The following is a 17,432-nucleotide window of genomic DNA, read 5'->3' as shown; positions in this document are numbered from 1 at the left end:
TTTCCAGAGGGATTTAAAATAAACGCTATTGTGCGATCGTTAATTCATGAAAGGTAGAGTTAGAGTTGCAAAAGATAAAGCGGAGTTTGTTCGATCTCTAAAGAACTCTGTAACGCCTAATTCGCCTTTTCAAACTTATGCTGATATTGTGACTTTTGCGGCTGTATTGGGTGCGAAGCGTAAGAAACGTGAACCTCTAGAGAAAATTTCCTTAAAAGAGCCTGATCCAATTCCACAAGAGCAGTTCTTTACAAGAGGCTACGAGTCTGTAATCAACTTACTCGCAATTACAGCAACAGCAGATCCAAAGACTCTTGCTTCAACTGAAGAATATGAGGATCTGCGGCTTAGAGTGTTTGAAGAATATGCAAATGCAGGCTTTAGAATTCTAAAAAATGAATTGTTTGGGGCTGAAAATTACACAAAGCAAATTCTATTGATTCTAAGTAAAACTAAACTTGAACAGGACAACGAGGACATCAATTTCAATATGTTTTTTGAGTGATGTATGGCTACTTTTGATCACTTAGATCAGTTGCAATATTACTCGATTCGATTCTCACGGTTACGAGTCGATCGCGCTCATGGTATCGCGCCTCACAAGCCCATCTTAGTTCTGACTGTCATTGAACTAATCAGAACAGGCACAATCAAACGAAATCAAATCTTTCTGTCTTCTAACTTGATTGAAACTTTCTTACAGGTTTGGAGCTATTTAGGTTCAGAACGTCATAATCCAGACATATCTAGACCTTACTTTCATTTGCAAGGCGACAAATTCTGGCATCTAACACCAAACCCAGGAATTAGAAAGATTATCACATCTAAGATAAAGCTTAAGACCTTTCAGGAAGTGAAGCAGGCGGTTAAATACGCTCAGATCGATGATGCACTATTTGAATTACTACAAGAGCCAGCTTCAAGAGTTAGCTTAACTACTATCCTCATTCACAGATGGTTCTATAACAAACTTGACCAAGTTGAGCAGCTAATACAAGTTCTAGGGCATCACTAAACATAGATTTATCTTGAGAGGAGCAGTGTATATGAACAAAGATCTAAACTTTTACACCTACAAGTTCACGAAACTCAGGGTTGATAATGCTCATGGTGTTGCTCCTCATAAGCCATGTTTGTTACTTTCTGTGATTGAACTATTTGAACAAAATAAAATTGAGCGTAATCAGATTTATCTATCTCCGGAACTCATTGCAACTTTTCTCAAATACTGGTCGAACTTTGAAGTGGAACAAAAAAACTGGACAGGTGAATAAGCTACACCCCTCAACCTCATGGTAGGAGTAGATATGAGCCAAAACAAACGTAAACAACACAGCGCCCAGTTTAAAGCCAAAGTCGCCCTCGAAGCGATTAAAGGAGAAAAGACAATCGCGGAAATCGCGAGTCATTACAGCGTTCACCCCACGATGATCCACAACTGGAAACGGCAGCTTTTGGACGGTGCGAGTGAGTTGTTTGAACGCGGTGCGAAATCGAGTGCAGTGGAGCCAGAAACGAGCGCCCAAGTTGACGAGTTATATCGACAAATTGGCAAGTTGCAAGTGGAGCGAGATTTTTTAGCCAACAGGTCGGCACGATTGGGCTTGCCGACCGAAAAGCCTTGGTAGATTCAGAGCATCCAGAGTTGAGCATTGTGCGTCAGTGTGAATTGTTGGGCATTGCGCGATCGAGTTTCTACTACCAAGCTTTGCCGCCGTCGGAAGAAGAACTGGCAATCATGCGGTTGCTCGACGAACAATACTTGGAAACGCCGTTTTACGGCAGTCGGAAAATGACGGTGTTTCTGCAATCGCGAGGGTACAACGTGAATCGAAAACGGGTGCAACGGTTGATGCGGGAGATGGGGTTGTATGCGATCTATCCGAAACCCAATACCAGCAAAGCCGATCCAGAGCATCGGATTTATCCCTATCTGCTGCGAGGATTAGCCATTACGAATGCGAATCAGGTCTGGTGTACCGACATTACCTATCTTCCAGGCGCGAAGGGACACTTTTACCTGGTAGCAGTGATGGACTGGTACAGCCGCAAAGTCTTGTCATGGCGCATCTCAAACACGTTAGAAGTGGCGTTTTGTGTGGAGGCATTGGATGAAGCATTAGCGGGTTATCCCAAGCCAGAGATCTTTAACAGTGATCAAGGCGCACAGTTCACGGCGACAGCGTTCATCGATTGTCTCCAAGCAGCTCAAATCAACATCAGCATGGATGGGCGAGGCAGATGTCATGACAACATTTTCATTGAGCGATTATGGCGGAGTTTGAAGTATGAGTTGATTTATCTCAAGTCATTCGAGAATGGACAGCATTTGAATCAAGAAGTGAAACACTGGTTTCAATGGTACAATCAAGTCAGACCACATCAAGGATTAGAATACAAGACACCGAATCAAGTGTATTGTAGTAGTCTAAAGAATGTGAACATGAAAGAAGCAAAAGCGTGAATTGAATCTAGATCAGTAAAGTTAGTAGAATTGAGATCTAGAACTGTAGCTTATTCACTATCTATTTCTTGTCCAACCCTACGGGTCCATCTCACTTAGTTACTACTGAGCATCGATCAGATATTGCTTTGCCCTTTTATCATCTCACTGGCGATAAGTTCTGGTATCTCATGCCGAATCCTGGATTTGAGGCAACGATCGCTACGAAAACCAAAATCAAGGGCTTGTCTGCTCTAAGAAATGCTGTGAAGTACGCTTATGTAGACGATGAGCTATTCGAGTATCTACAAGATGCCGCTAGAAGAGTTCAATTAGCCGAAGCTTTAATTCAAAAATGGTTTCCAGCTAAATCTCAAAAGTTTAATGAGTTGTATCAAGTTGATGAGCTTCAGAACGTTCAGCTTCGATTGTTTGAGAAAGGTGGAGCAACCTACACGATCGGTGATTTGAAGGATCAGGATAAAGCCTTCGTCAGAAATGCGGCTTTTCGACGAATTGTAGTTTCGCTCTATGAACAGCGTTGCGCCTTTTGCAGATTGAAAGTCGTGAGTCAAAATAGCCAAGATATCGTAGATGGAGCGCATATCAAGCCGTTTTCTGAGTTCCGAGATGATCACTTCGATAATGGGTTAGCACTTTGTAAGAATCATCATTGGGCGTTCGATCGAGGTTGGTTTAGCATTGATGAGAATTATCGGATTGTTATACCTCGCGATCGCTTTCACGAAGAAACACCGAACGGTTTGCGATCGATGCGAGATTTTGACGGAGAAGCTATTCTTCTACCTAACAATGAAATCTACAATCCCAGAATCGACTCTCTGCAATGGCATCGAAAATTCTGGAAGATTGCTTAGTCATCTTCCTCTAGCTCATTGCTCATATATAGCCTTCTAAATTCTGTAGCCGCATCAGAGTTCAACTTTTCCAATGCTTCCAAAATTTTCATCACGGTTTCTGAACCTGGATCGCGGATTTCGTTCGCCCAACGGTAGACATTGGATGCACCAATTCCCATTGCTGCTGCTAACTTCCCTTGACTGATGCCGTAATTCTGCATCACTGTTTTTAGAACCTTACCCGCTTTTCCCATACGCCCTAACACGAAGAATTGCTCTAAGCATGATTAATCGTGTCAGAGCTTTGCATCCTCGTATACAGTCCAATTGGACTGTGCTAGTATTAAATACTAATTGGACTGTGACGATTTCGTGTGACAGTCATTTCAAACATGGAGTATTTAAGATGTTCATTGACAGAGAAGCCTCAGACGATTTGGGTCAACGACCAGAAGAGAACTTCGTACAGTCTTCCTTAGACGATAACCCTGTGAAAATGACTTTAATCGGGTCTCGTAGAGCCATTGAGCGTATGATTGGTTTGCTACATAGGCAGAACATCATTTCTGGCAGCGAATGGAGCCGACCCATTCCGATCAAGCACTCACCAGAATTCATCAGCGTTGCAAGCAGAATGATTCAGATTGATTGAAAGCTGCACTGTTGACAGAAGAAGGGGCAGCCAGTTTAAAGGGTCTGTCCCCCCTGCCAGCGTCGTCGAAGCCATTCGCGCCGTCCTCGGACTCGAACTCAGCGATCGACTCGTCACCGACCTCGAAATTCTCGTCAGCCGCAAACGTCGAGACATGGCAGAAAAGCGCGATCGACAAGCGCTAGACGCGATCGAGCAACGGCTCAACCAGCAGCGAATCGATTTACAAACCGAACAAAACCGCCTAGACACCCTGATCGAAACCCTCGAAACCGCAGAAGACAATCTACGATCGGCGCAAGCCAAATTCGATGCCGAAGGCGGAAACCTTGCCGAAGCCGCTCCCCAACTGAACCAGCAGCTTCAACAGCTTCGGAGCGAATCTGAACACCATCGCCAGAATCTACGCCATCTCGCATCTGATCTTCTGCCTCTGGCTCTCATCCAACCCCTGTTAAAAGCTGCTCACCAACAAGGACAAATTGAACTGCACCGACAACAAGCGCAAGCTGCCCAGATCTGATTGCAGACCACGATCAACGCCTACTCAGCTTAATTCAGCAACTAAAGCTGAAACAAACAAGACACCGAATGAAGTTCTGTGATGTCGAGACGCTATGAAGAACACTCTAATGTTAGATGAGGTTTGCCAGCAGATCAGCCAAGACAATGCGGCAAAAATGTTTGGGTGGAAAGTCAGGACTCTCCAGAACTTCGTATTAAAACAGCACCAAGAACCCCCCGAATGGCAATGGGTCAAAGGCATTTGTTATTTCCAGCTTTCAAATTACGGGGCAATGACGTATGACCGTTGCATTCTGACACTGTGGCAGGTCGCCAAAAGTCAAAACGATGTCTCTATTTATTTGAATGCCATCAGCCGTTTTCAGTCGGTTGTAAAGCCTTGATGTCTTCTCACCCAAACCGTGTTATAATTTGTCATGCCGCCAATTGAGGGGCGGAATTGGTGTTCAGAAATGTATTTACCAATTTTCAACCTTCAAAAAGTGGTATTCTGAATCTGAAGGCTCTACGGGGCATAGGCAGAAAGCGCATCGGGGCGTAGCGCAGCTTGGTAGCGCACTACTTTGGGGTAGTAGGGGTCGTGGGTTCAAATCCCGCCGCTCCGATTAGCTGGGAGGCTTGAAACTGAAGGGTTTTGAGCCTCCTTCGCTTTTGGTGCGCCTTTGCGCTTGGTGTAGACTAGCTGATGAATCTGGAGCGATTTTGTTGGGTTCTAGAGTGTTTATTGGTGTGAAATTGGTGTGCTGCACCAACCCCATTACCCCCAGAAGAACACCGCACCAATCCGTCGTACCAGTTTCGCACCAATAAAAGCTAGCCCCACTTTTCCCTTATGCCTAGAGCAAAATCTACATCGGGAACCGTTACTATTCTGCCGATCGATGACCGGCTCAAACTCCGTTGGACATGGACAAAGGATCTCGGTGGTAACGGTAAACGTTTCTACTTGGCATTGGGGCTACCCGACACTGAAATCAATCGTCGCATCGCGGAAGCCAAGGCGCGTCAGATTGAATCGGATCTCCACACCCGACAGTTTGATCCCAGTTTGAATAAATATACCGATCGTCAGCTTCAGTCTACGACTTTGAGTGTGGTAACACTATATGAGCGGTGGCTAGAGTACAAAATCGAAGTTGAGAAAGTGTACGAAACGACGCTCGATAAGTACAAGGCACTTTTTAACACGGTAAAGGAGTTTTTCAAAAAGAATCCCGTTTCCACGCTGGACGAATCTGGTGCTGCTCGATTTCGAGATTACTTAGCAACGAAACTCAGCGACGTGACGCTAAAGGAGCGCATCGGCATGATGAAAGCGTTGTGGGACTGGGCAAGCGATCGCGAGTACGTCAAGGGTCGCAATCCTTGGAAGGTCGTACACGAATCGATTAAAGTTGCCCCAACCCAAGGCGAAAAAGCATTTAGCACAACTGAGCTAAGAGAGATCGTTCAAGCATTCCGAACTGACCCTCAATACAGTTACTATGCTGATTTTGTTGAATTCTTTTTGTCGATGGGATGTCGAACCGGAGAAGCGCTTGCACTGCAATGGAAGCACTTTAATGATGAGCTAACTGAGGTCTGGATTGGCGAATCGATTACCACGAAAAATAAGCGCAAACCAACCAAGGCGCACAATGCCGCGATCGTCAATCTACCACTGCGAGTTAGCGAACTACTGAAACGAAGAAGACCAGAGGACTTTGACCCAGAAGCGCTTGTTTTCCCCGGCAAAAAAGGCGGGAATTTGAATGCAAAGACGTTTTATAAAGGAGCATGGAAAACAATACTCAAAAAACAGAATATCGACTACAGGCGACCTTACACGCTGAGAAAAAGTTTTGTCAGTAATGCAATTTATGAACACGGAATGACGATCGAGCAGGTCGCAACGATTACGAGGCACGATCCCAAAGTGCTGAAAGATTCGTATTTGGAATCAGTGGGCATGATCGCGACTCCTGATATTCTGGCGGACTAGGCAGGTTTGCGCCGCTTTGCCTGAGATTTGGCAGATTGCTCAATGGTGCGTAAGTGAGCTTCAGGATTGCGACGGTGACGATACCAGTCTTTCAGCATCTCAGCGTGATACACGACTTCACCGCCGTCGTGCTGCCAGTGAATCCCTTCGATTAAGCCCTTCGCTTTATCGCGTCTCCAAACGTTCAGCGTTTGCCAGTGTTTGTTCACAATCTTAGAAGCAGCGTGTTTATCCACCCATTCACTTTGAGGTGAAAAGTATTCGACTTCAATGTGATTGAGAATTGCTTCAGCGCGTTCAAGGATCGCGATCGCGCGTATGAGAATTTCGGTTGAGTTTTCGGTGGTCACGATCGTTATTTGTGAAGTTTAAGTTGGTTGAAGAATGTGGCAAGCTTTGATTAAGGAACTCTTGGGAATTAGCATCTTTATTCGCGTCCTTGTGGTTGACTTGTTCTTTCACAGTTCGGACTGGTCAGGTATATGGTGAGGCGGTGCTAAATTTCTGCGCTCCCAAATATGAACTTCATTTCCGTTTGCTAAACGAACCTTCCAGCAACGAATACTCTTGCCGTTTGAAGCATTGATTGGAATCTTAAGTACGACTGCCTCTTCCCAATGTTCTGAGTGGTATGCAAGAACTTTGTCCCCGATCGCTAAATCCCTGCCATTTTCTTCAGGATTGGGAGCAGCAGCGTTCTCAATCTCCGTCCAATCGTCTTCGGCGTATTCACCAGAGGCAAATGGCAAGGTGAGTTCTGTAAGTTCGCATTGAAGCTGTCCAGAAGCTAATTGTCCAGAAGCTTGTCCAGAAGGTCTAAGGCTTGCTGCATCTGGATATGAGTGATTCGCACTAGCTTCTGGACAAGCTTCTAGGGTAGGCGAGTCAGGGCTTTGTCCAGAAGCTACTGGAGCAGCAGGTAGGAAATAAACTTTGTAACGACGGGTACCAGCCTGAGATTGGCGAGTGCGGTCCTCACAGTCTACTAACCCTTGCCGCTTCAACCGTTCTAACTGCTTGCGAATGGCTTCTTTTGTGCTGCCAGCACCTACTGTGGAAACTTCTAGTAACTCTTCAGCTTCGTATTTCGTTCCACGGTTTTGCTCTAACCAACTGAGAATTCTCGCTTTCAATGGAACAGGTGTGTTTTCGTCCAGCCCAAAATCACCCTGATAGTCCCAAGAGTAATCATCAACGTTAAGCTCAATCTGGAAAATTCCGTTACAGCCTGACCTCGACTTCTCGATCTCTAAAATTCGCTGTGTTGGCTTTAAATTGTCTTTGGGGTCTCCTTTTCGCAACACCCAGACTTCAGACAAGTTGTTCCGAAAAGCCGTCGTTCCTCGTGCACCGCCCATTTTATTGGTGTGGTGAAGTATGACGAATGTGACGTTTCTTCGATTTGCAATGTCTCTTAAGCTGTAGAGTGGAGCCGCGTAAGACGAATCCTTTTCTTCGGCTTGTGTGGAGCGGTTTGCCGAGGACATTGAGTCAATTACCACAAACCCACTTTCACTCGCAAAATGCTGTTCGATCCAGTCTTCTAACTGTCTTATTTTGCAGAATTGCCAATTCGTTTCAATAAAGATCCAGCCAGCTTCTAAAGCTTGAAAACCAGCAATATTTAAGCGTTCCCTAGTATCGACTTCTGGTTCGTCAGTCTGGATTATTAGCACCTTTGATCGCTTCGATCTGAATCCGTTCCAGGAGTTGCCCGTCGCGATCGCCTTGCACAAGTCATACACCAACAAGGTTTTACCAACGCCGCCATCAGCAATGAGACCGATCGTGCTAGCAAGGCTAACGTGCCCAGCAATCAACCATTCGCGCTCCGGTTGGTCTGAACTGAGAAAGTCCGTGACATCAACCGGGGCGAACGGTTCAGTCTCGCTCTGTTTGTCTTGGTAAATTTCGAGGAGTTCTGATCGACTTCGTTTAACCGCTTTAGCTAAAACTCCAATTTCCCATTTCCAGCGGGCTGTTCCGACTCCAAAGACCTCAAAGATCAAATCTAACTGTTGCATAGTGTCTTCAAAGTTTGGGAGGTCTTCAGTGGGTTCAGCTTTAGTCTGCTCAGGAACTTTGTAATTCACCTCTGAATGGCTCTTGTAAATTTCTGAAGGAGTCTCTTGCGATCTCTGCCGCCATTCCCAGCCTTTGATGCAATTTTCGATTTGACTTTCAGACAAACTGCTGCCTGTTGATCTCACTTCTGCGCTTCGCCAGATTGATTCAGCTTCGGCAACTTCTAAAGGTGGTGAGCAGAGGCTACAGTACTGCTCAAATAACAACTTTGGTTCACCCTCGTAAGGTTGAGCAATTTTGGACAGGTAATTGGAAACACCAATCAAATCGCAAGCAAGAGCATATCCTCGATCGTTGCGTTGCCCTTCTCCAGTGCCCTGCTCAATTAGTACACGATTAGCTCTGCTGAGACACTCGATTAAAGGTACTCGCTTAGTCGTGGGCAATTTGAATTGTCGATCAAATTCACTCCACTGCCGCTTGATCGCTAACTCATTTCGTCTAGGAATAGCCGCTCGCAATTCTTCGTAAGTGTAGACTTTGTTAGAACAACTGATAAGCTCGGACTGAACTGGCTCCCGTCCAGGTGCAAGATAGGTAGCACCAATAAGGCGCATCACACGACTGGGGTTTTTGTTACTGCGATCGGCATCTGCAAATTCCAGCAAATCAAGCTGTAGATTCGTCCATTGATCAATAGTGCAATTCGACAAGCGTAGATAAGTGTGGATACTTTTTCCGCCCGTATCTCCTTGGCAAGTCGGCTCAGGCAGATTCAGTGTTTTCCAAAGATCACGAGAAACCACTTTATCCAGGTTGTCGTGTTCATAAAAAATCGCACGACCCAAAATTACCTCTGAGTCCCTATGTCCGCCCCCATTTACAACTACATAGCACCCATAACCTGCCGATTGCAATTGCTCCATCTGTTCCCAAGGTAAGTTAGGAAACTTGGCGTTCAACTTCCTGCCTTTATCCGATTTTTTGCGAGGGTCACCGCTAGGGTAGAAAAACCGAAGGAAAACTTCGTCGTTGTCCTGATATCCGAGCAATGAGAGGAATGCAATCACTACATTGCGATCAATGAATTGAGTCTTTGCTGACATTGGGCAAAACCTTACGCTCGTTCTTAGTTTTTCGATTAGTTCAAAAGGCGAGCGCTAGAGATGTTGACCATGCAGCGGCTAGGGTAATTTATCCAATGACACTCTTGCGTCATAGAGTGAAGTTCCCCTAGAATTAGAAATAGTGAATCAAGGGGATACTAACTTCTGCGCTCGCCAAAGCTTTCAGTTAGTCTCCCCGCCCATTCGCACTGTAGTTATCACTGGTTGCGGAGTTTGACGGCTTCACGTCAACCCTTTGCGAATCCAACTTTCTTGAGTAGTAATTACCTCCAGAAGTAAATGCTGTTTTCGCAAACTTGACTGCCCTAAAAAGACGATCGAAGATAGTTGCGAATTGCAAGACGAACCAAAGAAGCTTGGCTAGAGCTTTCTTCCTTCACTCTTTTTTGCAGACTTTGATAATCTCGATCATTTAGCTTAGTAGCTACCAAGTGATCAAGTGGATACTGTTCTAAACGGGGATGGGGCACTTCAATTCTCCCTTTCGTTTGGTTAACTCTTAGCCTCTTTTAACTCTTGCACACAGAACAATGAATACCTAGTTCTTTGTTTTACACACTGCTCTCCTCGTAGCTTTTTCTGGAAAGAAGTCCGAAACCCGCTGAGGTTGCGATGCAAGTTTGCACTGCGGTCTCGATTACCAGTTAGACTTAGCACTTGAAATAAAGACATGGTAAGTATGTATCCTGAACGATTCACCTCTGCATAGTTTTCTACGAACCCAATCCAACGCTAGCGAATTCTGACAGGATGTCGTTTCCAGAAGTTAGTCTGTGCTGCAACCATTGCTGAAATCTTCTGCGCGTCTTCTTCAGGGTATAAATGCGATTGATTACCCTTGCCTTTAAGCCAGAGTTGCCCCTGTTCATCGATGTAAAACATGGGTCCGTTGTCCGGTTCGCTTTGCTTCGTAGCTACTTTCTTCAACCTTGATAAGTAATAATTCCAAGCCCTCCAGATTTTATTCGGAACAGGCTCAGTTCTAAAAGCAGCAATGCTTGTGATCAACGCTCCAAGAGCGGAGTTTTCTACCAATCCCAATTCCTCGTTGCCTGAGAGGTCTATTGCCTTTTCCTTTCCTACTTGGATGTTTTCAAGTTTTTTGATCAAATCTCGCCCCTGGTCAATTTCCCTTCTAATCGAAGTAATTTCTTCTTTTTTGCGAAATCCTCGCTTCAATTCACTTTGAATATCATCAACCAGCAAGCAGATCCAAACCTGATAAAAGTTTTGGTAAGAGACTGAAATGAGTTGAGATGAATGATGGAAATACCCACTTTGGACACAGCATTTACACAGTTCTAGTAGGGCAAAGGCAGCATGAGCCATTGGCTCAAACCCGGCTCCGCGCTCTGATTCTAGTTCTCGCAAAAGTTCAGCTTTACGTTCTCCTAAGTAGTGATAGGCATACCAGTAACCCATCATTTGAAGGTGGAGAATCTCATACTCCACTACAGTTTGATGACCTCTACCGAGGTCATGAGGTAGTTCTATTTGAAAACAGAACTGTTGTAAATACAGACACATTTCCTCATCGTTGCTTGGACAAAATAGGGCAGATGGTTTACCAACAACTGTCTTTTCCCAAAGTTGTTTTGTCATCTTGGCTATCACCTCAGTTCTGAAAAATAAAGTTTCTTCGGCGCTAGTCTTTTGTCCGACTTTCTGGCTTTGGATATTCAGAAGAGTATTTGGCTCTTACAGCTTGTTCTACTAAAAAAGCTGCAAGATTCGCGGTTGGTCTGCCTTCTTCATCTGCCCATTTTTCGAGATCTGCAAAAATTTTGTCGGGCAAGACGATCGTTGTTCGCTTACTCATTTCGGTTGAAGTCGTTAGTGCCATGGAATTTTAGCCTCCCTTGTGTCGCTAATGATGCAATGCCATAACGAAAGATGTTATCAGCATCTAATTCTATGGTAATTCTATGCTAACATACGTTTAGCGACAGAGGTAGCCAATTCTAAACTCTGGTTGGGAATCGCTGCCAGTGAACCAATCAAGACGGAAATCTTCAGCTAATGCCTCACGCTACAAGGCTTTGAATTACTTATATAGGGTCAATAGCATGACACCCAACACTTCAGCACTGACAGCTACAACCACTTACAGGCGGTCACCGCTCATTAATCTTTCAGCAGGTTTTGATTGCGGCAATGGCTCTACAAATCTAATCTTTGAGGAGACTGAAATCCTAATTCCGTCTTATGTTTTACCAATTTACAGCGAAATTTATGATCCTTTGACTGGTTTAGTTGAATACGTTAGTGGCGATCGCTCTGAGCTAATTAGCCATCGATGGCTATCAGGCATTAGTGCCTACCAGCAAAATCCTATGGGTTACTATCGCGTTGTGGATGATCGGCGAGGCAAATTGAATTACGGTTTACAACTTTTGTTGGGCACGATCGCAACTCTGCCGCATCAGTCTCACTGGGCATTCACGCTCGTAGCCAGCATTCAAGATGCCCAAGCTTTTGGTCATGAGCTTTCTAGCTTGCTCAATGGCAATCATACTGTTCGCTTCAATGGAAAAGAAGTGTCAACGATCGGGGTCAAAGTCGTCGCAGTTGTTGAAGAAGGTGTGGGCGCGATCGTGACTGCCAGATCCGAAATTGAGTCAGAAGGACAGTCCCTTCTCTATGACTTCGGCAACGGAACTTGCATCATCAGCGTTTTTGGTGCGAAAGGAAAACTTCTCATTCGCAAAGTTACGCCAGGTGGAGTCGAGAATTTAATTGATGCGATCGCTCGAAATCTAGAAACCCGCAAACAATTAAATGGTGAAGGCGATCGTCAGATCATTAGAGCCGGGATCGAGGCAAAAACCTTTGAGTATGGTACGACTGGCTGGAATTTCCGCCACATCTATCAAGTCGAACTGAAACCGTGGGTGCAATCTACCCTCGCTACGGCGTTAAAGGCAGGCGAACCTTGGAGAGCTACCAGCAGCGCAGTTCTGGCAGTAGGTGGAGGTTCTGAACTTCCTCAAATCACGCAACTACTGACTGCAAAGGGAATTACGCCGATTACTCAAGGGCATTGGGCAAACGCTCGTGGTCTTGCAAAACTTGCCCAACTAAAGCAACGAAGAGGTAGCTGATGGTGCGTTGCAGCATTCGGGAATATCTCCAGCCCTTTGTTAACGAAATCGGTACACAACTGGGGACAGACGATCCTACCGAGATCATTACTTTCGTTTTGAACGATTACAAGCGACAACTCAAACAACGGACTGTGCAAACTAATCTCTCGTCTCAATCAACTGAAACCGCAGATGAAGAATTGCTTGCCTTGCTGGATAGCTAAGTGCCAATCTCGCACTGCTCAATAAACAAATAGCCGTCCCCGGCGACCAACCATCGGACGGCTATGACTCCACAAATTGAACAATCTAGGAGCTTTTTGAATTATGCCAACCAAACACTCGCTTGCAACCTACTATCACGAAACTCCCGCGATCGCTGAACTGATGGATCAATTCGGCAATCACTTTGAAGCTCTGACTGCTGTAGAAAAATTTACGCTAATCGGGATTCTCTCGCTGTGGCAAGGCTTCGATACCGAATCTCATTTATCAAACAAGGGCGGAATGACATTACCCCAGGCTTTGAAAGATACCGCGATCGAGATTTTTCACGGCGAAGCCACACCCAATGTTTGCGAATTTCTCAACTTTCTCATTCGCTACAACGCAGACGACTGTGACGCAATGCCGCTCATGTCTGCTTTGATCAATCAGATTAGCGAGGGTGTTTATCAGTCATGAACCAGCAGGGCATTGGGTTCGTTTACCTGATCGCCCTGGTCTATCCACTCGGATCACCAAAGCATCGCGCACGATTTTACCTGGGCAGTTGTAAGAACCTGAATCAGCGCATGAAGCAACATCGCAACGGCACCGGAAGCCGAATGCTGAAAGCTGCAAATGAGCGGGGAATTGCCTATTCTGTTCACAAATTTCTAATCTGTGAATCCGAGTCACAGGCACGGGCATTAGAGCAACGATTAAAACGCTTCAAACGCCATCGCTCACTCATTACTAAAGATTGGAGGCAGTATCTTGAACCCTCGACTTAAACGCCAATTGCAACGCAATAAATTCAACATCGGATTGTTGGTGGTTGCTGCGATCGCAACAATTGCCTCGAAGGACAACATTGCGACAAACGTTCAGCAAATGGGGCAACTCCGCAATCAGATGCAGTCGAATACAGCACAGCAAATGGATCTGCTCGCATCCGAAGACGACAAAGCTGAGAAAGAGAAGATTGCGATCGCTCGCTATCAGCGCGGCTGTCTCTTTGTCGTCGCGGTCAAAGATCCGTCCAAGTTTGCAGCACTCCAGGAAGATCAACCTGTCCGCGATCGCACTACTGGCTTTCCGCTACCTGCGGGTACAACCGTCTGCGATGAAGGTGGAAATACCGGAGAAATTGTCCGAGACGCAACGACCAGAACGCCTGTGGTCAAGCATCTTGCCTTTACCGGAAACAGGGAAGTAGTCGAAGCTGCGATCAAACGTGCAGGAGCCAGTCAGGTCAAACGAACGAAACCTAATCAACGGTGAATGCTATGAATCCAAAAAGTCAATCAACTTATCAAAACACTTCGCAAACAACGAGTCGCGCCACCCAATACTACGACGACAGCAGTGGCAAGGCGTTCATCCGCACATTTCTCAAGATCCTATACGTTCTGGGATGCCTTGCAGCACTGTACTTTGCCTACCTCAACATCAATCCCTACGTGGCGGTCGTCGGAAAACTGCTCGGTCAAACTGATGTCACTGGCTTTGGTCGCTTTATCGGCAAGATTCCCCTGATCGGCGGCGTAGCGCGGGCATTGGGATGAAGTTCCCAATGGATTTTTGGCATTGTGTTGTGGGGCTTTATTCAATTTGCTCAATGCGCTCCGATCGTACTATTTCGCGACAAAGCCTTGCTGCGGGTGATGTTGGACGAACACGATCGTACCCATCGCGTCCCGATCACCGATAAAGATGATCCGGTTGCTGTCGGCATGAAGTCGGCGTATAACAAACTGCCATTGGGGATTCTGCGGAACTTGGGCAAGATTCGCATCGCGGCATACATTTTAGATTTTGTGATTTGCTCGATCGTGTATCCGCCGTGTGAGGGTGGCTTCCTCAAGTTTGTGCTTTATCTCAGCACCGGAGCGTTTCAGCGCCTGAATTGGATGAATATCACGCTGACGCTCTGCACAATGTTTGCGATTGAAGTGATTTTGCGAGTTTTGCTTGGCATTGGCGCATTGATTTACTTCTACCGGAAATCGCGAGCTTAACTGACTGTCCAGGACGGGTGCGCTCGTCCTGGTATTCACGTTTGGGGATATTCATTATGTCTAGCTTTGTTGCGAAATCGAATCATCGCGAACCGATCGAGTGGCGCGAACGTGCGTTTGAGACTCTCGATCAAGACAGCTATATGCTGGATACTGCGGTTGCCCTGTTTGCGGGTTTGGGAGTTGCCAGCTTTGCCTCTCCGATTGCAGGGATTGCGATCGGACTTTTGATGGTCAAACGCATCTTCGACAAAGAAACTCAAAAACAGAAGGCAAAAGACCTGATTATCAAGAATGGGCTGGCTGCACCATTCTTGGAAGGTGATGATTTTCAGGATTTTGTCGAGCAAGCAGGTCGTGATGCTGTCTACCAGGAGCTGAAATTTGCGGATACACGAGGGGTTGAGTTGAGCAATCGAGCTTGGGATTTCCCAGAACAGTATGAGCTAAAACACGATAAGCCTGTGCTTCCACAAGCTGAAGACACCTCGAACTGGGCACATTACCCACCTGATCCAGTTCAATCTCGTGAAACTGTCAATTCCTCCAAAATCGCAGCATTCTCTCAGCAAAATATGACCCAAGCCCAACCTCCGGTCGCGCCTCAGAATGTTCGCAAAATTATGAACATTGCCGAGATGATGGCGGCTGGGAAATTTATCATCTCTCGAATTATTATTGGCGCTTCGCGTACGGGAAAATCACAACTCGCTTCAGATGCTCTTGGTTTCGTCCGGTTACGGTTCGGTCAAAATGTCAGTATTTTTTATATCTCGGCTGGCTTTATTCCTGAAGAAGATGGGCGCTATTGGTCAATGTGCGATCGCGTTTCCGGCTTTTATTTCCCTGAGTTGTCCGACACGCAGAAGCGACTTGCCTATGGCGTGTGGAACGATTTGCTTGAAGAATTCACCACAATGCCTTCGAGCGTTGAACGTCCTAAAATCCTCGTGATTGATGAACTCAATAGCATCATGGGAACGGCAGTACGCTTGGATTCTGCGATCGCGACTCAGTTTGTCAATGGGGTGAAAGGCAAGCTGGCTGATATTTCTAGCATGGGAAGTAAACGCGGTTTAGTAATTTGGGCACTCGCACCGACCGGAGCGATGGGTGATTTGGGGCTGACCAAAGCGAATGTCACGGCAATGAATCCTATCTTTGTCGCACAAGTGCCGACTGCAACTCCTGGCTGGAACGAAACAACATATCTCACGGCGAAGAATAATGGGCTGGCTCCGGAGCGAAAGCCCGATCGCGATGTTTTGGATGAATGTGAAGAATTGGGACTCGATCGATTAATTGGGGTAGCAGGTCGTTGGCTTCCTCTAATGAATTCGACAAAGGTTGCCGCGAATTTTACTTCGGTTTCTTCTCATCAATCGATTCAGAAAAGCGATCGTCAACGATTAGAAGAATTGGTCGAATCCAGTTCGCCTGACAGAACGCGATACCTTTTTTGAATCAAGTGATGTCACTAACTCTGAAGATCCACGATCGCTCTACGACGATCTTGCAAGTGATTTTGATGAGACAGATGCTTTGCCATTAATGGGTGACTTTATTCGATGGTTAAAGACCAAAATTGGAACAGTGATTACACGACGGAATGCCATTCTTTTATGGGGCAATAAGCGCGATCGCAAGATCACATCGAATGAAGCAATTCAGCCCTTTTTAGATGAAGCTATCGCACTAGGTTTGCTTCAGGAGACTGAAAGTGGATACCGAGTAATTGATACTTGAATGTAGCCGTATCTAAATAGTCAAGAAAGGCGAACCTCCATCGTAACCAACGCATTTACAGGCAGTACAGCGGTTACAGTTACGTCTTTTGTGCTTAGACAACGATTGCGGTTACAGAGATTGAAGATTAGGTTTCAATCATTTTGAATCTTCTAATGAGTCTTTAAGGTGGAGAATTTCACAGTAGTGCAGTCATAAGAATCACATCAAATCATGTTGCAGGAAATTTTGTTTATCTATTCGATAACCCATTTGCTGAGTCACCGAATTGGATGCTGCGGCTGTAGGAGTCAATGACGAGAAAACGATCGGAACTAGCCAAAGACTGAATACTCTACTCTCTCAATTTCTGGAAATCTACCCAACAGTTTGATTTAGCAAGGAAAGAACAATGGAAGAAATTCTAGCTGCGTACAATCAACTCAAGAACGATCCCTCTCTCGTTTTTATTAGTGGTAAATACGGTGACGAAGATGGCATTTGGGCGTGGGAAAGTTACACAACGAATCGCTTTCGAGAACAAAACAACAGTGGACTCACATTGACGCTGTGTTTCGTTCCGAGCCAAGTTTCGGGTATCGCAATCAATTTCTATCAATATTACGTTCCAGCTACCCTCGATCGAGTGGCGTTGGTGGTGTTTGACCCGACGCGCAATGTCACTGGTGGTCACGCTTTGGAGTCATTCCAGGGCAATCCAGCAGAGCGGGAACGACTTCTTAAAAAGTGGATCAAAAATCCGTTCGTTTGATGGAAGGTGGTTTGGTC

Annotated in this window: 23 protein-coding genes and 1 tRNA gene; 19 read left to right on the top strand and 5 right to left on the bottom strand. The window is 45.7% G+C overall.

Annotation, left to right across the window (positions count from 1 at the left end; translation table 11 throughout):
* Window positions 1-46 precede the first annotated feature (46 nt).
* The 5 genes from NIES2104_RS25730 to NIES2104_RS25705 all read left to right on the top strand — a co-directional run bounded on the left by NIES2104_RS25730 (window position 47) and on the right by NIES2104_RS25705 (window position 3,321).
* Complete coding sequence (locus tag NIES2104_RS25730) at window positions 47-505, top strand: DNA phosphorothioation-associated protein 4 (protein WP_059001189.1); 459 nt, start codon at window positions 47-49, stop codon at window positions 503-505.
* 3 nt (window positions 506-508) lie between these two features.
* The gene (locus tag NIES2104_RS25725) at window positions 509-1,015 is read left to right on the top strand and encodes a hypothetical protein (RefSeq protein ID WP_059001187.1); all 507 of its coding nucleotides are present in this window, start codon (window positions 509-511) and stop codon (window positions 1,013-1,015) included.
* Window positions 1,016-1,046: 31 nt separating this feature from the next.
* A complete protein-coding gene (locus NIES2104_RS25720) occupies window positions 1,047-1,274 on the top strand; it encodes a hypothetical protein (RefSeq protein ID WP_059001185.1) in 228 nt (75 codons plus the stop codon).
* Between the two features lie 33 nt (window positions 1,275-1,307).
* Window positions 1,308-2,464 (top strand): IS3 family transposase gene (locus NIES2104_RS25710; RefSeq protein WP_156427044.1). Its coding sequence is split into 2 segments (ribosomal slippage): window positions 1,308-1,572 and window positions 1,572-2,464, totalling 1,158 coding nucleotides; the frame shifts between segments, so codons are not numbered across the junction.
* A gap of 68 nt (window positions 2,465-2,532) precedes the next feature.
* Entirely contained in the window at window positions 2,533-3,321 is a 789-nt protein-coding gene (locus NIES2104_RS25705; RefSeq protein ID WP_225895285.1) for an HNH endonuclease, read from the top strand.
* Here NIES2104_RS25705 and NIES2104_RS25700 read toward each other — a convergent pair.
* Window positions 3,318-3,569: a helix-turn-helix transcriptional regulator gene (locus NIES2104_RS25700; RefSeq protein ID WP_304608012.1), complete on the bottom strand. Its 252-nt coding sequence runs from the start codon at window positions 3,567-3,569 to the stop codon at window positions 3,318-3,320. The genes NIES2104_RS25705 and NIES2104_RS25700 overlap by 4 nt on opposite strands.
* 378 nt (window positions 3,570-3,947) lie before the next feature.
* Here NIES2104_RS25700 and NIES2104_RS25690 point away from each other — a divergent pair, with 378 nt between their 5' ends.
* The 4 genes from NIES2104_RS25690 (at window position 3,948) to NIES2104_RS25675 (ending at window position 6,461) form a co-directional block, all read left to right on the top strand.
* A complete protein-coding gene (locus tag NIES2104_RS25690; protein WP_059001177.1) occupies window positions 3,948-4,478 on the top strand; it encodes a hypothetical protein in 531 nt (176 codons plus the stop codon).
* A 94-nt stretch (window positions 4,479-4,572) separates the two neighbouring features.
* Entirely contained in the window at window positions 4,573-4,863 is a 291-nt protein-coding gene (locus tag NIES2104_RS25685; RefSeq protein WP_059001175.1) for a hypothetical protein, read from the top strand.
* 148 nt (window positions 4,864-5,011) lie between these two features.
* Window positions 5,012-5,085 (top strand) — tRNA-Pro (locus NIES2104_RS25680).
* 227 nt (window positions 5,086-5,312) lie between these two features.
* A complete protein-coding gene (locus NIES2104_RS25675) occupies window positions 5,313-6,461 on the top strand; it encodes a tyrosine-type recombinase/integrase (RefSeq protein ID WP_059001173.1) in 1,149 nt (382 codons plus the stop codon).
* On the opposite strand, the gene NIES2104_RS25670 is transcribed toward NIES2104_RS25675, so the two are convergent.
* The 4 genes from NIES2104_RS25670 to NIES2104_RS25655 all read right to left on the bottom strand — a co-directional run bounded on the left by NIES2104_RS25670 (window position 6,458) and on the right by NIES2104_RS25655 (window position 11,456).
* On the bottom strand, window positions 6,458-6,811 hold the full coding sequence (locus tag NIES2104_RS25670) for a hypothetical protein (protein WP_059001171.1): 354 nt from the start codon (window positions 6,809-6,811) through the stop codon (window positions 6,458-6,460). The genes NIES2104_RS25675 and NIES2104_RS25670 overlap by 4 nt on opposite strands.
* A gap of 108 nt (window positions 6,812-6,919) precedes the next feature.
* Window positions 6,920-9,592 carry an AAA family ATPase gene (locus tag NIES2104_RS25665; protein WP_059001168.1) on the bottom strand — a complete coding sequence of 891 codons (2,673 nt, stop codon included), beginning with the start codon at window positions 9,590-9,592 and terminating at the stop codon, window positions 6,920-6,922.
* A gap of 753 nt (window positions 9,593-10,345) precedes the next feature.
* Window positions 10,346-11,215, bottom strand: coding sequence for a hypothetical protein (locus NIES2104_RS25660; RefSeq protein WP_059001166.1), 870 nt, complete (start codon window positions 11,213-11,215; stop codon window positions 10,346-10,348).
* A gap of 43 nt (window positions 11,216-11,258) precedes the next feature.
* The gene (locus NIES2104_RS25655) at window positions 11,259-11,456 is read right to left on the bottom strand and encodes a hypothetical protein (protein ID WP_059001165.1); all 198 of its coding nucleotides are present in this window, start codon (window positions 11,454-11,456) and stop codon (window positions 11,259-11,261) included.
* Between the two features lie 223 nt (window positions 11,457-11,679).
* On the opposite strand from NIES2104_RS25655, the gene NIES2104_RS25650 reads away from it, so the two are divergent.
* From NIES2104_RS25650 to NIES2104_RS25605, 10 genes are all read left to right on the top strand, one after another.
* On the top strand, window positions 11,680-12,714 hold the full coding sequence (locus NIES2104_RS25650; RefSeq protein ID WP_059001162.1) for a hypothetical protein: 1,035 nt from the start codon (window positions 11,680-11,682) through the stop codon (window positions 12,712-12,714).
* Window positions 12,714-12,920, top strand: a complete 207-nt coding sequence (locus tag NIES2104_RS25645) for a hypothetical protein (RefSeq protein WP_059001160.1) — start codon at window positions 12,714-12,716, stop codon at window positions 12,918-12,920. Before NIES2104_RS25650 ends, NIES2104_RS25645 begins: the two co-directional genes overlap by 1 nt.
* Before the next feature lie 103 nt (window positions 12,921-13,023).
* Window positions 13,024-13,380 (top strand): hypothetical protein, encoded by a 357-nt coding sequence (locus tag NIES2104_RS25640; protein ID WP_059001158.1) that lies wholly within the window; start codon window positions 13,024-13,026, stop codon window positions 13,378-13,380.
* Complete coding sequence (locus tag NIES2104_RS25635) at window positions 13,377-13,691, top strand: GIY-YIG nuclease family protein (RefSeq protein ID WP_059001155.1); 315 nt, start codon at window positions 13,377-13,379, stop codon at window positions 13,689-13,691. Before NIES2104_RS25640 ends, NIES2104_RS25635 begins: the two co-directional genes overlap by 4 nt.
* A complete protein-coding gene (locus NIES2104_RS25630; protein WP_059001154.1) occupies window positions 13,675-14,181 on the top strand; it encodes a hypothetical protein in 507 nt (168 codons plus the stop codon). The genes NIES2104_RS25635 and NIES2104_RS25630 overlap by 17 nt, the downstream gene beginning before the upstream one ends.
* Before the next feature lie 5 nt (window positions 14,182-14,186).
* Window positions 14,187-14,465, top strand: coding sequence for a hypothetical protein (locus NIES2104_RS25625; RefSeq protein ID WP_059001152.1), 279 nt, complete (start codon window positions 14,187-14,189; stop codon window positions 14,463-14,465).
* Between the two features lie 24 nt (window positions 14,466-14,489).
* Entirely contained in the window at window positions 14,490-14,918 is a 429-nt protein-coding gene (locus tag NIES2104_RS25620) for a hypothetical protein (RefSeq protein WP_059001150.1), read from the top strand.
* Window positions 14,919-14,974: 56 nt separating this feature from the next.
* Window positions 14,975-16,381 carry a hypothetical protein gene (locus tag NIES2104_RS25615; RefSeq protein WP_059001147.1) on the top strand — a complete coding sequence of 469 codons (1,407 nt, stop codon included), beginning with the start codon at window positions 14,975-14,977 and terminating at the stop codon, window positions 16,379-16,381.
* A gap of 88 nt (window positions 16,382-16,469) precedes the next feature.
* A complete protein-coding gene (locus NIES2104_RS25610) occupies window positions 16,470-16,664 on the top strand; it encodes a hypothetical protein (protein WP_059001145.1) in 195 nt (64 codons plus the stop codon).
* 391 nt (window positions 16,665-17,055) lie between these two features.
* Window positions 17,056-17,415 carry a hypothetical protein gene (locus NIES2104_RS25605; RefSeq protein ID WP_059001143.1) on the top strand — a complete coding sequence of 120 codons (360 nt, stop codon included), beginning with the start codon at window positions 17,056-17,058 and terminating at the stop codon, window positions 17,413-17,415.
* The last annotated feature ends 17 nt before the right edge of the window (window positions 17,416-17,432 follow it).

This window comes from Leptolyngbya sp. NIES-2104 (assembly GCF_001485215.1).
Classification (GTDB): Bacteria; Cyanobacteriota; Cyanobacteriia; order Leptolyngbyales; family Leptolyngbyaceae; genus Leptolyngbya.
The sequence above is the reverse complement of the archived record's forward strand: the minus strand, read 5'-3'. Positions and strand labels throughout refer to the sequence as shown.

Bases quoted from the DNA above. Each gene is read 5' to 3' on its own strand.
- NIES2104_RS25610 (WP_059001145.1), top strand. From the start codon at position 16,470: ATGGGTGACTTTATTCGATGGTTAAAGACCAAAATTGGAACAGTGATT.
- NIES2104_RS25660 (WP_059001166.1), bottom strand. From the start codon at position 11,215: ATGACAAAACAACTTTGGGAAAAGACAGTTGTTGGTAAACCATCTGCC.
- NIES2104_RS25720 (WP_059001185.1), top strand. From the start codon at position 1,047: ATGAACAAAGATCTAAACTTTTACACCTACAAGTTCACGAAACTCAGG.
- NIES2104_RS25615 (WP_059001147.1), top strand. From the start codon at position 14,975: ATGTCTAGCTTTGTTGCGAAATCGAATCATCGCGAACCGATCGAGTGG.
- NIES2104_RS25635 (WP_059001155.1), top strand. From the start codon at position 13,377: ATGAACCAGCAGGGCATTGGGTTCGTTTACCTGATCGCCCTGGTCTAT.
- NIES2104_RS25730 (WP_059001189.1), top strand. From the start codon at position 47: ATGAAAGGTAGAGTTAGAGTTGCAAAAGATAAAGCGGAGTTTGTTCGA.
- NIES2104_RS25725 (WP_059001187.1), top strand. From the start codon at position 509: ATGGCTACTTTTGATCACTTAGATCAGTTGCAATATTACTCGATTCGA.
- NIES2104_RS25645 (WP_059001160.1), top strand. From the start codon at position 12,714: ATGGTGCGTTGCAGCATTCGGGAATATCTCCAGCCCTTTGTTAACGAA.
- NIES2104_RS25675 (WP_059001173.1), top strand. From the start codon at position 5,313: ATGCCTAGAGCAAAATCTACATCGGGAACCGTTACTATTCTGCCGATC.
- NIES2104_RS25665 (WP_059001168.1), bottom strand. From the start codon at position 9,592: ATGTCAGCAAAGACTCAATTCATTGATCGCAATGTAGTGATTGCATTC.
- NIES2104_RS25640 (WP_059001158.1), top strand. From the start codon at position 13,024: ATGCCAACCAAACACTCGCTTGCAACCTACTATCACGAAACTCCCGCG.
- NIES2104_RS25650 (WP_059001162.1), top strand. From the start codon at position 11,680: ATGACACCCAACACTTCAGCACTGACAGCTACAACCACTTACAGGCGG.
- NIES2104_RS25625 (WP_059001152.1), top strand. From the start codon at position 14,187: ATGAATCCAAAAAGTCAATCAACTTATCAAAACACTTCGCAAACAACG.
- NIES2104_RS25685 (WP_059001175.1), top strand. From the start codon at position 4,573: ATGAAGAACACTCTAATGTTAGATGAGGTTTGCCAGCAGATCAGCCAA.
- NIES2104_RS25605 (WP_059001143.1), top strand. From the start codon at position 17,056: ATGGAAGAAATTCTAGCTGCGTACAATCAACTCAAGAACGATCCCTCT.
- NIES2104_RS25655 (WP_059001165.1), bottom strand. From the start codon at position 11,456: ATGGCACTAACGACTTCAACCGAAATGAGTAAGCGAACAACGATCGTC.